Genomic DNA, 12,581 nt, shown 5'->3' on the forward strand with positions numbered 1-12,581 from the left:
TATTAATGAATAAGCAGCGCCCTGGGCGCTACTTATTTAGTAGTTGCGCTTAAGTAAGTTTACTCAAAGAACATGGCCTTTGCCGAGACTGTCCAAGCCACCACCATTACGTCTGCCGCCTCTGTCTGCGGTGACCCCATTGTCATTAATCGAATTATCGGGAGCGATTTGATCGAGGCTTCGTTTCGAACGTGAGTTGACCTTCTCGCTGGCTTGGGTGTCTTGGTCGTGGGCGGATTGGGAAATGTAAGTATTGACGGGATTAAAGCCGATAGAATTGAACACGGTAACGCCTCACTATTAATGGCATGGTTTACATGGCATGTTCTTCCCTGTAACAGTGCCCGGCATAAGTTAGTGGGGTTCGGTGTTTTTTGCGAGGTGTTCTATGTTTCTGTTTGTGATGGGTGAGTTGGTTTTATTGTTGAATTTTGGTTGTTTTATTTTGAAACTTTGTTAAAGAAATGCAATGTTGTATGAGTATATGTTTGGTTTTCCGTTCTCGGTTATGGGGCAGCAGGGGCAATATGGTTGCCCCTGCCGGCAAATGGCTCAGTTGTTTGCCTCAATCGTCACCTTCGGTACGGTAAATCGAAACTCGCTGCCCTGACCCTGCTTGCTCTCGGCTTCGATCCTGCCGCCATGCGCCTTAACGATGCCTTGGGTGATATACAGCCCCAGCCCGCTGCCGGTGGGGTTGTTTTCAGTCTGGGTCCAATAGCGATCGAACACATGGGGCAAATCGTCCGGCGCAATGCCCTCACCGGAGTCGCGCACCGAAAATACAATCTCCTCGCCGGCGCTCATGGCGCTGATGCCGATGTTGCCCTGGCGCGGAGTGAACTTGATCGCATTGCCGATCAGGTTCGACAGCACCTGGAACAAGCGCTCCGGGTCGGCCTTGATTTGCAGGCCAGGCTCGACATTGAACGACAGGTCGATGCCCTTTTCCGAGGCCAGGGGCGCCAGCAGCGAATACGCCTCTTCAAAAATCTGGCTGACGTCCAGCGCCACCGGCTTGACCACATAGCGCCCGGCTTCGATTTTCGAGGTGTCGAGCAAGTCTTCCAGCAACACGTTCATGCGCCCGGCAGCCTGTTGCATGGTGTCAATGGCGGAAGAAATGCGCCGTGAAGTGTGGGGGCCATCGGAGCTGAAGGCTTTTTGCATCATGCCGCAGAGCATGGAGATGACGGTCATGGGGTTGCGCAGGTCGTGGGAAACCACCGCGACCAACTCGTCCCGCGCACGCACCGCTTGTTGCTCGCGCAGCACTTGGCGGGATAGGTCGTTCTCCAGGGCCGAGCGGCGCAAATCGTTGGCGGCAAACAGGTCGCCATGGCTCCACTTGGTGGAGATACCAGCCATTTCCACTTTCCAGATTTCAAACGAGGTGCGTGGGCGAAGGCGCATGCCCGCGTCGCAGGTTTCCAGATTCAGCGGCTTCTGCGGGTCGCCACTCCAGTGGATGTTCTCTTTGACTTCCGGGCGAAACCACAACACACCGTTATCCACAGGCTTGGGCAAGCTCATGGCGAGCACGCCGCTGGCCACGCTCTGGTATTCGGCGGCCGGCGGATAAACCGAGGCCAGGTTATGGCTGGAAAATACCGGTGCGCCGTTGCCCTGCAACCACTTGTGCAGCGCGCGTATCTGCGCCGGTTCCGGGCAGTTGCCGTAGCGGTGTAATTGCTTGTCTTCGATGATCGCCACGCCGCCGGAGAGGGTCAGGTCCATCAGCAGTCGGCCTTGCTGGGCCAGGCCGTCGAATACGTTATTGGCAGAGGCTTTCATCGCCCGGTCCAGCAGCGCCAGCGCTTCGACTTTCTCGTCGCGCTGGCGGGTCAGCTCCAGGGCCTCCATGGCACTGATCTGCAATGACAGCACCTGGCCGATGGTCTGGCAGGCCATGCGCAGGTCGTTGGGCACCAGCAGCGGCTCACGGTTGCCGCAACTGATCAGGCCCCAGAGTTTGTCGCCCTTCATCAGTGAAATACTCATGGACGACAACACGCCCATGTTCTGCATGTACTGGCAGTGAATCGGCGACACGCTGCGCAGGGTGGCGAAGCTCAGGTCCAGAGGCTGCCCGGTGTCCGGGCGCAATTTGGGCACCAGCGGTACCGGTTCGTAGGACGCATTCGGGATGATCCGTAGCCAGTTGGTGCGATACAGCTCGCGAGCCTGCTCGGGGATGTCGGACGCGGGGAAGAACAGCCCGTTGAACAATTCCATGGACGGCGCCGAGGCCTCGGCGATCACCTGGCCATGGCCTTCCTCTTCGAAGCGATAGATGAGCACCCGGTCATAACCGGTCATGGCCTGGATTTCGTTGACGGTGATGGCGTAGAGCGCCTCCAAGGTCTTTGCCGATTGCAGGCGGTGCAGCATCTTGCCCAGGTCGCTGGTGCGGCCATTGTGCGCTCGGGGTTTGAAATCCTTGAGCCGTGGTTCGAATTCCAGCACTAACACGCCCTGATGGCGATGCAACAGGCCTTCGAACTGCTCACCCTTGAAGGTTATCAGCAGGGGCGGCGAGTCCAGGAATGCGCTGTCCTCGGCCATGGTTTGCACGGCCCGGGCGTACTCCTCGCCAATCAATCTGTGCAACGGTTGATCCAACAGCGCCTCGGGGGCGTGGCCGAACAACGTACCGACGTTGGCACTTACCTGAATGATGTTCAGGCCAGGTTCCGACAAAGTCAGCAGCACGCCGTGGGGCTGGATGGCCCCCGGAAAACGAATGGGTTCGTCGGCGCAGTTGGCAAGCAGCTCTTCAAAATCTTCGGGTTTCATAGCAATACCTCCTGGCTGTCGAGCCATTGCTCAAAGCCGCTGAATGTCGAGCGGGCCGCCATCACCGCGCGCACGGCGGCATCTGTATCCAGTGGCTGGCGGCCCAGATAATCGAGGAAATCTTTCCAGCGCCGTCCGGTCTCGGCGCCGTATACATTGAGAAAGGCACCGCCGTTGTCGGCGTTCACATCCAGGCGCAGGGCCATTTCCCGGCGCAGCACTTGGCCGCCCAGGGTGGCGCCTTCCAGCACATACAGGGCGCCGAGGCACGCAGCTGGTGTGTCTAATACGGGGAGCTGGGTACAGCGAGGCAGGGCATGGATGGCGTGCCCAGTCAGGCCGAGCGCGTGCAGGTCATGGACCAGGGTTGGCGTTTTCACACGCAACGCAGACTCATATCCGTCGGGAATCAAACCGCTGTCATACAGCGCCGCTTCCATTGGCTGATAAAAGCCGTGGTACGCCTGCAGCAAGCGCCGATACCACTGGGCATCCAGGCGCTCGGAAAAAAACGGCAGGCGCTGTTCCAACGCCACATGCAGCAGGCCCGTGCCCGTGCGCAACGTTTCCAACAAGGAGGGCGCACTAACGTCATGGGCCTGTGAATGCATTCAATGAGCTCGAACTGTGGGCCTGTCGGCCATGAATGACGCGTGAAAATGGGCGACGATTCTACACGACTCATTGTCGTCAGCTGAACGCAGAAGCGAAAAGGCTGACCAGCGGATCAGAAAAGTCGCTCCCTGCACCTTACATGACCGCAGAACTAGCCCTCAAGTTCGGTTGAAATGATATCGCGCTGCTATCAATCCCGGGACTGGCCCTAGTGCGTCAATGCTGTCTGCACGCACTCAAGCAAGTGGTCGGTACTCCAGGGCTTGGGCAGAAACCGCACGGAACTGCCCAGCTCGGCGGCGATTTTCGTATTACCTGAGGTCAGCACTACCTGTACTTCAGGCCACCGGTGGGCGACGACACGGCTCAAGTCATAACCATTGAGCAAGCCGGGCATTTGAATATCACTGACAATCAAATCCACCGGGTCATCGCCGCGCTCCAGGTAAATCATCCCTTCGTCTGCCGATGCAAACGATGTCACTACCGCACCAAAGTCTTCCAGCACATCCACCATCAACGCCCGAATGATCTCGTCGTCTTCCAATACCAAAATCGATGGCTGAGCCATGATCCTTACTCCACCATCAGGGGTTCAGTAAGGTGGAGTAGGGGTTGGGTATATAGGTTCGATTGGATGTTTTTTAAACGATGGGTGGTCATTTGGCTGCTTGTGAGCCATGGGCACGACAATCCGTTAAGGTGAACGCCACCCTGCCCTCCAAGGAATGCCATGTTCAACCGTAACCCACTCGTGCCTGAACTGATCGTCACCCGCCTTGGCGCGAGCCTGGCGTTCTGGATCGAACAGTTAGGTTTCGCTATTGCCTATCAGCGCGCAGAAGAAGGCTTTGCCTACCTCGACCTTAACGGCGCGCAAATCATGCTCGAACAATACGACCCCGAGGCCGGCCAGTGGCTTACCGCACCGTTGCAGCCCCCATTCGGGCGCGGCATCAACCTGCAAATCGATGTGCCCGCCGTAGCACCCATCCTGCAACGGTTGGCGCAGATCGGCTGGCCCTTGTTCCGCGATGTAGAGGACGCCTGGTACCGAGCCGGTGACGTGGAGGCCGGGCAGCGCCAGTTCATCGTGCAAGACCCGGACGGGTATCTGGTGCGTCTGGTGCAGCGGCTGGGAGAAAGGCCGGTCGAACAGGCATAATCCAAGGCAACAGCCGATAGGGAGACGTGAATGAAGTATGTGTTATTGACCCTCGCCCTGACCGTTATCGCCGCACCCGCGTTCGCTGCGGGCGACGCCGAGGCGGGCGGCAAACTCTTCACCAAGACCTGCGGCGGCTGCCACAGCATTGGTGAGGGCGCGCGGGGTGGTTTTGGCCCGGAACTGAACGGCATCATTGGCCGGCCTGCCGGTACCACTCAGGACTATCAGTATTCGGATGCGATGAAGAACTCGGGCGTGGTGTGGACGCGGGAAAAACTGGCGGCCTACATTGAAGACCCGAAATCGGTGGTCAGTGGCACGCGGATGATCTTCTGGGGGATCAGTGACCAGGAGAAGATTGAAAATATCCTGGCGTATTTGGAGACATTCCAGCCCAAGTGAGATGCCCAGGCTGGCACGCATCACCGTCCTCTGTCCTCTGTAGGAGCGAGCTTGCTCGCGAAAAGCTCACAGGCGTCGCATTCATTCAGGAAGCACGCGTGATCGTTGACGTTTTCGCGAGCAAGCTCGCTCCTACAAAAAAGCCTTGCTGAACCCGCGACGCAAGGTCCGGGTAAAAGGGTCGCGAGTTCAGCCAAGCACTCCCATAGCATCTTGGCATCGCGGGGTAGGTGCTCTGAAAAAATATCCCAATCAGAAAACTCAAGCGTATCAGGCATTTCTACCAAGCCGGTGATGGCGTCCCAAAAAGCATCCCAGTTTTGGCGATACCAGTTGGGAAAGTTGAGTGAAGTGCACAGCGTGGCGTGAAGTTCTTTGTGGTTCTGGATGCGGCTAAGGTCAATTTTGATGAGGGAGGAACGGGTCACTTGTGCACCATTTGCTTTTTCATCTGCTATAGCTCAGGCTGAATTCTTTGAGTCATTACTCGTTTGAAACTTCGTAATCAAATGCGATGAAGTAGTCACTTTCTGAAAGAGCAATTTCATGAGAAAAGCGCGGCTGTATCACTGATAGCCATTCCCTGCGCAATTCAAACATGCCGTTATTGACTTCCGCTGCGCTCAACAACCCGAGCGTGGAAATCACCGAATAGTCATCTCCGCAGTCCGCTGAACTTTCCGTTCCTCTTAGCCTCTCTGTGGTTCTGTCGAACCATTCCAACCTTATTTTTAGTCCCATGTAGTCCTCACAAATATTTTTTGATGTTTCGTTTTTTGATCGGCCCTTTTAGCTGCTCGCCGCTTATGTGGTTGAACGCACCTATATGGCTCCCATCACTTGCTAGATAAACCTCCAGCTTCCCGTGCTGAGAGTCCCATTCATAGATCTTCCGACCTTTTTCCTCAATCCAGCGTTCTCTCAGCCCGGCGCCTCCTTGTCTGGGAGTCTTGGGTTTTGCTTTTATCAGTTTTTCAAAGCCAGTTATTTGTTCAGTGTTAGGCGCTTTGTGGTACTTGTGATCCCCAGCCTTGGCACCTACCACCACATACAGCGGCCGAACCCCCGACTCCGCCGGAAACACCAGAATAAAATCCCGATAGTCCGGTGGGTAAATAGGGTTAACCAGAATCTGCGCCGCCGTTCCCGTCGGTGGGTAGATCCAGATCACCGGTGCTTGCGGCGCAGCCTCCAATGCCGGAATACCTAAGGTGTCATTTGGATCAACGGAGGGCGTCCAGATCAGCTCTACGCCATTATTCAAATCTGCTACTAACTGGCCACTGCGGTTTTGAAATTGCACCACATCAATCATCTGCCAATCGGCATTGTTACCTGTGTAAAACCCATACCCCTTGAGCGTGCCGTCGTCGCGTTGCTCGATATGCAGCCGCATCTGCGAACGCGCTCGTTGCAGCGAACGCAATTGTTCCTCGTTGTAGAGCGCGCTATCACTTAGATCCGACGGCCAAGCCAGCGCTACCAACCCTGTCAACAGGCTACCAGCGACGGATGCGCTGACTGTGGCCGCCGATTCCAAAAACGCTGTACGCAATGCCAACTGCCCTAAGCCGGCTGGCAGTGCACTGCCGCTGATCTTGCGCAAGGCAACCGCGCCTCGGGCGTCCACTTCGCGCCCGCCCAACAGACTTAAATGGCTGTACTCCTTGATCAGTTCCAGTGGAACAAAACCGGTGGGGCTCGAGTAATGGGCGATACCGTCAGGCAGTTGGCATGGCTTGATGAAGACGCAGCCGGGAGGTTTGGCTGGTGTAGGTGGCGGGGCAGGGGATGGCTCGAAAAAATCGACAGTAGGCGAATACGGCATACGCGACGGTTGCCGGGTGAGGATTCGTCGCTTGAGTAACGCTTGTTCGGTGGGTGGATAAAAGCGTTCTGACATGACCGATTCACTTCCTTGCGCGAGGGAGTGAGCCTATGAGGGGGAGTCAGGAACCGATATCAGCTCAATTTTCAGTTGATGTGGGAAAAGTTGACTGGTACGTGAGTCGCCGCATTGTTTCGAATATTGCGATTTTCGTTTGTTTCGTTTAGCGTTGACCTCAACTGAATTGCGCAAGACCGGAGTTGCATCATGACCATCAACAACCTTCCCAAAACGATCCTTCCGCTGGAAAAAGAAGTCGAGGCGGCAGTGCAAGGCCAGCGTGAATTAGCGTCCCTATTGTCGACCAAATTTGAAACCCAGCGCATCGACATCTTCGACAAAGAAGATAAGCCACACAGGCTTGTACTCCCAACCTCCGCACTGCGCCTGCTGGTCGATATTCTGGGCGAATTGGCGCTCGGCAATGCCGTCAAGGTAGTGCCGGTTCATGCCGAGTTGACCTCGCAGGAGGCGGCCGACCTGCTTAATGTGTCACGCCCGCATTTGGTCAAAATGCTCGAGGACGGCGCTATCCCTTTTACAAAAACGGGTCGACATCGGCGAGTCCGCTTTTCGGATTTGATGGCGTTCAAGCAACGGCGTGACGAGCAAAGCCAAGAGGCAATGGAAGCGCTGGTTCAACAGGCCCAGGAGTTGGGAATGGGGTATGACGGATGAGGTGTTCGCCCTTTACTGCGGTATACGACGCTTGTGTTCTCTATCCTGCGGCACTTAGGGACTTACTCATGTGGCTTGGTTTGTCTGGTTTGTATCGAGCGCGATGGACTGCCCAGATTCAGGATGAGTGGAAGCGCAACGTACTCAAGAACCGACCCGATCTTACGGCGGCTCAGGTGGACTGCACGTCGGCGCTTATGGACATTGCGATACCTGACGCTCTGGTGACCGGATATGAGGACCTGTGTTCGAGTTTGGATTTACCAGATCCGGATGACCGGCATGTGTTGGCAGCGGCCATTCGAAGTAAAGCTGAGGTTATCGTGACCTTCAATTTGAAAGACTTTCCACCGCATGTATTGGCTGCCTATGACATTGAACCGATGCATCCGGATGACTTTATTTCGGATCTCTGGGATTTGGATCAGGCGGCAGTGTTGGGAGCAGCGCAGAAGCAGAGGAGGGCGTTGAAGAAGCCCGCGATGGAGGCGGAAAGCTATCTCGAAATGTTGATGCGGCAGGGCTTGGTGCAGACTAGCAAGGCAATGGGACCTTATGAAATGATGCTGTGAGCAGGATGAGCCCGGTGTACGTCAGTTGAACCACAATAAAAAAGACCTTGAAACGCCAATGTCTTTTTTATGCCTGTGGATCAACTCAGCAGGTGCTTGGAAATCAGCCGCGAGATTTCCACGATCGAGGTCTTGCCAGTGAATTCGAACTTCACCTTCCCCAACGACGAAAAGTAAATCTCCAACTCCGAATCAAGATCAAACGTCCCGGACGTTTCCACCGAGTACGCCACGATGTTCTTGTACGGCAATGAGGTGAAGTCCTTCTTGCTGCCGGTAATTCCCTGCACGTTAACCGCGATGATGCGTTTGGTGGTGAACACGACGCCGTCGCGCATGGCCTTGTACGCGTCGACCACTTCTTCGCCGTCCAGCAGCAGGGCCGCTACGCGTTCGGCGTATTCGTTGTTTTGCTTGAGCTTGAAGAAGCCTTTGTTGTTGAAGTCGATCATGTGCCTGTCCTGGGTAAGTGGTGCCGTCGGTGTATGACGTTTTGCTTGCGGATCTGTATCTAACTCCTGGGCCTGCAAGCCCCTAGCATGACGCTCAACACGACCGCGTCGGCGAAGGATTTCACGCTGGCAGCTTAAAAAACCAGGAGCCAATCCATGCCTGATATGTCCAGCTTGCTCGCCTACGGCCTGATTTCACTCGGCATGGTACTGACACCGGGGCCGAACATGATCTACCTCATTTCCCGCTCCATCTGCCAGGGGCGCACGGCCGGGTTGATTTCCCTGGGCGGGGTGGCGCTGGGGTTTGTGGTGTATATGGTGTGCGCGGCGCTGGGTATCACGGCGTTGGTGATGGCGGTGCCGTTTGCCTACGACGCGCTGCGGCTCGGCGGGGCGCTGTATCTGATGTACCTGGCCTGGCAGGCGGTCAAGCCGGGTGGGCGTTCGCCATTCCAGGTGCGCGACTTGCCCAAGGACAGCCCGCGCAAGTTGGTTACCATGGGGCTGGTCACCAACCTGCTCAATCCCAAAGTGGCGGTGATGTATTTGTCGTTGCTGCCCCAGTTCATCGACCCGAACGGTCATGGCAGTGTGCTGGTGCAATCCCTGGCGCTGGGCTCCCTGCAGATTCTTATCAGCGTGAGCGTCAACGCGGTGATTGCCTGCATGGCGGGTTCCATCGCGGTGTTCTTCGTCACCCGGCCTGGTTGGCAGGTGCTGCAGCGCTGGCTGATGGGGTCGGTATTGATGGGCTTGGCGGTGCGGATGGCGGTGGAAGGGCGCAAGTAAGTCCACGTCACAGGATGGCTTTCAGGTAATCCTTGAGTGCGTGGAGCGGGGCGTCGAGTGTTTCCAGGGTCGGTGCTTCGCGCACGTCCGTTGCGAGCCGCTGCAACTCGCGACCCATGACGGTATCGGCGCCACCCAGGGTGTCGAGTGCCAGAGACAGGCATTCATCGAGCTTCACTTGGATCTCGGCCAGGTTTCCCTGGCGCACCAACAACCCGAACACCTCGCGATCATAGCCCTCCATCACGGGATCATCGCGCAGCAACGGGCTGCCGTCGTCAGTCTCATGCACCAGCTTCAATGCAAACAACGCAACCGCTTCAAGCGTCAACTCCATGGTCCCGCTTCCTCCACTGCCACGCCTGGCACTTTTTTGCAGGCGAAAAAAAAGACCTTGAATTTCAAGGTCTTTCTTTAAGATGGTGCCCCGAGGGAGACTCGAACTCCCACTCCTTTCGAAAACGGATTTTGAATCCGCCGCGTCTACCAATTCCGCCATCAGGGCTCAATGGCGGCGAAGTATAGAGATGAGATTACCGTTGGTCAATCACGTTTCATGGTCTATTTTCACTATTTCCGCTAGACTTCCCGGCCCTGCTAGACGAACCCCATCATGCGCGTTGCTGACTTTACTTTTGAGCTCCCTGATTCGCTGATCGCTCGCCACCCTTTGGCCGAGCGTCGCGCCAGTCGACTGCTGACCCTCGATGGGCCGAGCGGTGCCCTCGCACACCGTCAATTCACTGATTTGCTTGAGCATTTGCGCCCAGGCGATCTGATGGTTTTCAACAATACCCGGGTGATTCCGGCGCGGCTGTTTGGCCAGAAAGCATCCGGCGGCAAGCTGGAAATCCTGGTGGAGCGGGTGCTGGACAGCCACCGCGTGCTCGCCCATGTGCGCTCCAGCAAATCGCCCAAACCGGGGTCGAGCATCCTGATTGAGGGCGGTGGCGAAGCCGAGATGGTCGCGCGCCACGATGCCTTGTTCGAGCTCAAGTTTGCCGAAGAAGTGTTGCCGTTGTTGGAGCGCGTCGGCCATATGCCGTTGCCTCCTTATATAGACCGCCCCGACGAAGACGCGGACCGCGAGCGCTATCAGACCGTGTACTCACAGCGCCTCGGCGCCGTCGCGGCCCCGACTGCCGGGCTGCATTTCGACCAGCCATTGCTGGATGCGATTGCCGCCAAGGGCGTCGACACGGCCTATGTGACCCTGCACGTGGGGGCCGGTACGTTTCAGCCGGTGCGTGTGGATAACATCGAAGACCACCATATGCACAGCGAGTGGCTGGAAGTCAGCCAGGACGTGGTGGATGCGGTGGCGGCGTGCAAGGCGCGTGGCGGTCGAGTGGTTGCCGTGGGCACCACCAGTGTGCGTTCGCTGGAGAGTGCAGCGCGTGATGGCGTGCTCAAGCCGTTCAGTGGCGACACCGATATCTTCATTTTTCCAGGGCGACCTTTTCATGTGGTCGATTGCCTGGTCACCAACTTCCATTTGCCGGAATCCACGCTGTTGATGCTGGTGTCGGCATTTGCCGGTTACCCGGAAACCATGGCTGCCTACCAGGCCGCCATTGCTAACGAGTACCGTTTTTTCAGCTACGGTGATGCGATGTTTATCACCCGTAACCCGGCGCCGCGCGGCCCTGAGGACAACTTATGAGTCGTATGTCGTTTGAATTGCTCGCTACGGACGGCAAAGCCCGTCGCGGCCGCCTGACCTTCCCGCGCGGCACTGTGGAGACCCCGGCCTTCATGCCGGTCGGCACCTACGGCACCGTCAAAGGCATGTTGCCCCGCGACATCGTCGCCACCGGTGCCGAGATTATCCTCGGCAATACCTTCCACCTGTGGCTGCGCCCGGGCACGGAAGTGATCAAGAAGCATGGTGACCTGCATGACTTCATGAAGTGGCAAGGCCCGATCCTCACCGACTCCGGTGGTTTCCAGGTGTTCAGCCTGGGCGCCATGCGCAAGATCAAGGAAGAGGGCGTGACCTTCGCCTCGCCGGTCGACGGCGCCAAGGTGTTCATGGGACCGGAAGAGTCGATGCAGGTACAGCGTGACCTGGGCTCGGACATCGTGATGATTTTCGACGAGTGCACACCGTACCCGGCCGATGAAGACGTGGCGCGTATCTCCATGGAGCTGTCGCTGCGTTGGGCCCAGCGTTCGAAGAACGCCCATGGCGATAACACGGCGGCGCTGTTCGGTATTGTCCAGGGCGGCATGCATGAAAGCCTGCGCAAACGCTCGCTGGAAGGCCTCGACAAGATCGGCTTCGACGGCCTGGCCATCGGCGGTCTGTCGGTGGGCGAGCCCAAGCACGAAATGATCAAGGTACTCGATTACCTGCCAGGCCTGATGCCCGCAGACAAACCTCGTTACCTTATGGGCGTTGGCAAACCGGAAGATCTCGTAGAGGGTGTGCGCCGCGGTGTGGACATGTTCGATTGCGTGATGCCAACCCGTAATGCCCGCAATGGGCATCTGTTCATCGATACAGGCGTGCTGAAGATCCGTAACGCGTTCCATCGCCATGATGATTCGCCGCTGGATCCTACCTGTGACTGCTACACCTGCCAGAACTTCTCCCGTGCTTATCTGCACCATCTGGACAAGTGTGGGGAAATGCTGGGTAGCATGTTGAATACCATCCACAATTTGCGTCATTACCAAGTCCTGATGGCTGGTTTGCGCGAGGCTATTCAACAGGGTACATTGGCCGCCTTCGTCGATGCCTTCTATGCCAAGCGTGGCCTCCCTGTGCCGCCCTTGGACTGAGTTTTCCGACCCTAAGATTCACTATTTGCAACTGGAGTGCTAAATGAGCTTTTTTATCTCTAACGCCATGGCTGACGCCGCTGCGCCTGCTGCTGCCGGCCCTATGGGCGGTGGTTTCGAGTGGATTTTCCTGGTCGGCTTCCTGGTCATTTTCTACCTGATGATCTGGCGTCCACAGGCCAAGCGCGCCAAAGAGCAGAAAAACCTGCTGGGCAGCCTGCAAAAAGGCGACGAAGTCGTGACCACTGGCGGTATCGCCGGCAAGATCACCAAGGTTTCCGATGCTTTCGTGGTACTGGAAGTCTCCGACACCGTGGAAATGAAGTTCCAGAAGGGCGCCATCGCCGCCACGCTGCCTAAAGGCACGCTCAAAGCGATCTGAGTAACAACCTTTACCAATCGACGGGGCGCGCAAGGCGCCCCGCGTTATAAGC

General features: G+C 56.9%; 17 protein-coding genes and 1 tRNA gene. 8 read left to right on the forward strand and 10 right to left on the reverse strand.

The genetic code is table 11. The features are described 5' to 3' along the window. Positions 1-63: 63 nt before the first annotated feature. The 4 genes from GIV26_RS09985 to GIV26_RS10000 all read right to left on the reverse strand — a co-directional run bounded on the left by GIV26_RS09985 (position 64) and on the right by GIV26_RS10000 (position 3,982). Positions 64-285: a hypothetical protein gene (locus tag GIV26_RS09985; protein ID WP_236280307.1), complete on the reverse strand. Its 222-nt coding sequence runs from the start codon at positions 283-285 to the stop codon at positions 64-66. 267 nt (positions 286-552) lie between these two features. Further along, a complete protein-coding gene (locus GIV26_RS09990; RefSeq protein ID WP_236280309.1) occupies positions 553-2,796 on the reverse strand; it encodes an ATP-binding protein in 2,244 nt (747 codons plus the stop codon). After that, the gene (locus GIV26_RS09995) at positions 2,793-3,407 is read right to left on the reverse strand and encodes a biliverdin-producing heme oxygenase (RefSeq protein ID WP_236280311.1); all 615 of its coding nucleotides are present in this window, start codon (positions 3,405-3,407) and stop codon (positions 2,793-2,795) included. Before GIV26_RS09995 ends, GIV26_RS09990 begins: the two co-directional genes overlap by 4 nt. 212 nt (positions 3,408-3,619) lie before the next feature. Next, positions 3,620-3,982 carry a response regulator gene (locus tag GIV26_RS10000; protein WP_003194033.1) on the reverse strand — a complete coding sequence of 121 codons (363 nt, stop codon included), beginning with the start codon at positions 3,980-3,982 and terminating at the stop codon, positions 3,620-3,622. A 162-nt stretch (positions 3,983-4,144) separates the two neighbouring features. On the opposite strand from GIV26_RS10000, the gene GIV26_RS10005 reads away from it, so the two are divergent. Together GIV26_RS10005 and GIV26_RS10010 are read left to right on the forward strand one after the other, a co-directional pair. After that, complete coding sequence (locus GIV26_RS10005) at positions 4,145-4,576, forward strand: bleomycin resistance protein (protein ID WP_072435022.1); 432 nt, start codon at positions 4,145-4,147, stop codon at positions 4,574-4,576. A gap of 30 nt (positions 4,577-4,606) precedes the next feature. After that, positions 4,607-4,981, forward strand: coding sequence for a c-type cytochrome (locus GIV26_RS10010; protein WP_034128041.1), 375 nt, complete (start codon positions 4,607-4,609; stop codon positions 4,979-4,981). A gap of 20 nt (positions 4,982-5,001) precedes the next feature. On the opposite strand, the gene GIV26_RS10015 is transcribed toward GIV26_RS10010, so the two are convergent. From GIV26_RS10015 to GIV26_RS10025, 3 genes are read right to left on the reverse strand one after another with little or no spacing between them, the layout of a single operon-like run. Continuing rightward, positions 5,002-5,409, reverse strand: a complete 408-nt coding sequence (locus GIV26_RS10015) for a barstar family protein (protein WP_309595830.1) — start codon at positions 5,407-5,409, stop codon at positions 5,002-5,004. Between the two features lie 55 nt (positions 5,410-5,464). Further along, positions 5,465-5,722 (reverse strand): colicin E3-like toxin immunity protein, encoded by a 258-nt coding sequence (locus GIV26_RS10020; protein WP_082430498.1) that lies wholly within the window; start codon positions 5,720-5,722, stop codon positions 5,465-5,467. A 7-nt stretch (positions 5,723-5,729) separates the two neighbouring features. Continuing rightward, on the reverse strand, positions 5,730-6,884 hold the full coding sequence (locus GIV26_RS10025; RefSeq protein ID WP_054922009.1) for an S-type pyocin domain-containing protein: 1,155 nt from the start codon (positions 6,882-6,884) through the stop codon (positions 5,730-5,732). A 192-nt stretch (positions 6,885-7,076) separates the two neighbouring features. Here GIV26_RS10025 and GIV26_RS10030 point away from each other — a divergent pair, with 192 nt between their 5' ends. Further along, complete coding sequence (locus tag GIV26_RS10030; protein ID WP_054922011.1) at positions 7,077-7,547, forward strand: helix-turn-helix domain-containing protein; 471 nt, start codon at positions 7,077-7,079, stop codon at positions 7,545-7,547. Beyond that, the gene (locus tag GIV26_RS10035; protein ID WP_236280313.1) at positions 7,544-8,119 is read left to right on the forward strand and encodes a PIN domain-containing protein; all 576 of its coding nucleotides are present in this window, start codon (positions 7,544-7,546) and stop codon (positions 8,117-8,119) included. Before GIV26_RS10030 ends, GIV26_RS10035 begins: the two co-directional genes overlap by 4 nt. An 80-nt stretch (positions 8,120-8,199) precedes the next feature. Here GIV26_RS10035 and GIV26_RS10040 read toward each other — a convergent pair whose 3' ends face one another. Further along, the gene (locus tag GIV26_RS10040) at positions 8,200-8,571 is read right to left on the reverse strand and encodes a PH domain-containing protein (RefSeq protein WP_014719840.1); all 372 of its coding nucleotides are present in this window, start codon (positions 8,569-8,571) and stop codon (positions 8,200-8,202) included. Positions 8,572-8,727: 156 nt separating this feature from the next. Here GIV26_RS10040 and GIV26_RS10045 point away from each other — a divergent pair, with 156 nt between their 5' ends. Further along, on the forward strand, positions 8,728-9,363 hold the full coding sequence (locus tag GIV26_RS10045) for a LysE family translocator (protein ID WP_054897816.1): 636 nt from the start codon (positions 8,728-8,730) through the stop codon (positions 9,361-9,363). 7 nt (positions 9,364-9,370) lie between these two features. On the opposite strand, the gene GIV26_RS10050 is transcribed toward GIV26_RS10045, so the two are convergent. Continuing rightward, complete coding sequence (locus GIV26_RS10050; protein WP_034128037.1) at positions 9,371-9,700, reverse strand: hypothetical protein; 330 nt, start codon at positions 9,698-9,700, stop codon at positions 9,371-9,373. Positions 9,701-9,783: 83 nt separating this feature from the next. Beyond that, positions 9,784-9,868: transfer RNA gene (locus tag GIV26_RS10055), tRNA-Leu, on the reverse strand. Positions 9,869-9,976: 108 nt separating this feature from the next. On the opposite strand from GIV26_RS10055, the gene queA reads away from it, so the two are divergent. From queA to yajC, 3 genes are read left to right on the forward strand one after another with little or no spacing between them, the layout of a single operon-like run. Further along, entirely contained in the window at positions 9,977-11,026 is a 1,050-nt protein-coding gene (gene queA / locus GIV26_RS10060; RefSeq protein ID WP_003194027.1) for a tRNA preQ1(34) S-adenosylmethionine ribosyltransferase-isomerase QueA, read from the forward strand. Between the two features lie 5 nt (positions 11,027-11,031). After that, positions 11,032-12,147 (forward strand): tRNA guanosine(34) transglycosylase Tgt, encoded by a 1,116-nt coding sequence (gene tgt / locus GIV26_RS10065; RefSeq protein WP_032803964.1) that lies wholly within the window; start codon positions 11,032-11,034, stop codon positions 12,145-12,147. A gap of 43 nt (positions 12,148-12,190) precedes the next feature. Further along, a complete protein-coding gene (yajC, locus tag GIV26_RS10070) occupies positions 12,191-12,529 on the forward strand; it encodes a preprotein translocase subunit YajC (protein ID WP_003175975.1) in 339 nt (112 codons plus the stop codon). Positions 12,530-12,581 lie beyond the last annotated feature (52 nt).

This window comes from Pseudomonas sp. PA-1-3F, from assembly GCF_021609665.1.
In the GTDB taxonomy this organism is placed as follows: Bacteria; Pseudomonadota; Gammaproteobacteria; order Pseudomonadales; family Pseudomonadaceae; genus Aquipseudomonas; species Aquipseudomonas paracarnis.

Bases quoted from the DNA above. Each gene is read 5' to 3' on its own strand.
- GIV26_RS09990 (WP_236280309.1), bottom strand. From the start codon at position 2,796: ATGAAACCCGAAGATTTTGAAGAGCTGCTTGCCAACTGCGCCGACGAA.
- GIV26_RS09995 (WP_236280311.1), bottom strand. From the start codon at position 3,407: ATGCATTCACAGGCCCATGACGTTAGTGCGCCCTCCTTGTTGGAAACG.
- GIV26_RS10000 (WP_003194033.1), bottom strand. From the start codon at position 3,982: ATGGCTCAGCCATCGATTTTGGTATTGGAAGACGACGAGATCATTCGG.
- GIV26_RS10005 (WP_072435022.1), top strand. From the start codon at position 4,145: ATGTTCAACCGTAACCCACTCGTGCCTGAACTGATCGTCACCCGCCTT.
- GIV26_RS10010 (WP_034128041.1), top strand. From the start codon at position 4,607: ATGAAGTATGTGTTATTGACCCTCGCCCTGACCGTTATCGCCGCACCC.
- GIV26_RS10020 (WP_082430498.1), bottom strand. From the start codon at position 5,722: ATGGGACTAAAAATAAGGTTGGAATGGTTCGACAGAACCACAGAGAGG.
- GIV26_RS10025 (WP_054922009.1), bottom strand. From the start codon at position 6,884: ATGTCAGAACGCTTTTATCCACCCACCGAACAAGCGTTACTCAAGCGA.
- GIV26_RS10030 (WP_054922011.1), top strand. From the start codon at position 7,077: ATGACCATCAACAACCTTCCCAAAACGATCCTTCCGCTGGAAAAAGAA.
- GIV26_RS10035 (WP_236280313.1), top strand. From the start codon at position 7,544: ATGAGGTGTTCGCCCTTTACTGCGGTATACGACGCTTGTGTTCTCTAT.
- GIV26_RS10040 (WP_014719840.1), bottom strand. From the start codon at position 8,571: ATGATCGACTTCAACAACAAAGGCTTCTTCAAGCTCAAGCAAAACAAC.
- GIV26_RS10045 (WP_054897816.1), top strand. From the start codon at position 8,728: ATGCCTGATATGTCCAGCTTGCTCGCCTACGGCCTGATTTCACTCGGC.
- GIV26_RS10050 (WP_034128037.1), bottom strand. From the start codon at position 9,700: ATGGAGTTGACGCTTGAAGCGGTTGCGTTGTTTGCATTGAAGCTGGTG.
- queA (WP_003194027.1), top strand. From the start codon at position 9,977: ATGCGCGTTGCTGACTTTACTTTTGAGCTCCCTGATTCGCTGATCGCT.
- tgt (WP_032803964.1), top strand. From the start codon at position 11,032: ATGTCGTTTGAATTGCTCGCTACGGACGGCAAAGCCCGTCGCGGCCGC.
- yajC (WP_003175975.1), top strand. From the start codon at position 12,191: ATGAGCTTTTTTATCTCTAACGCCATGGCTGACGCCGCTGCGCCTGCT.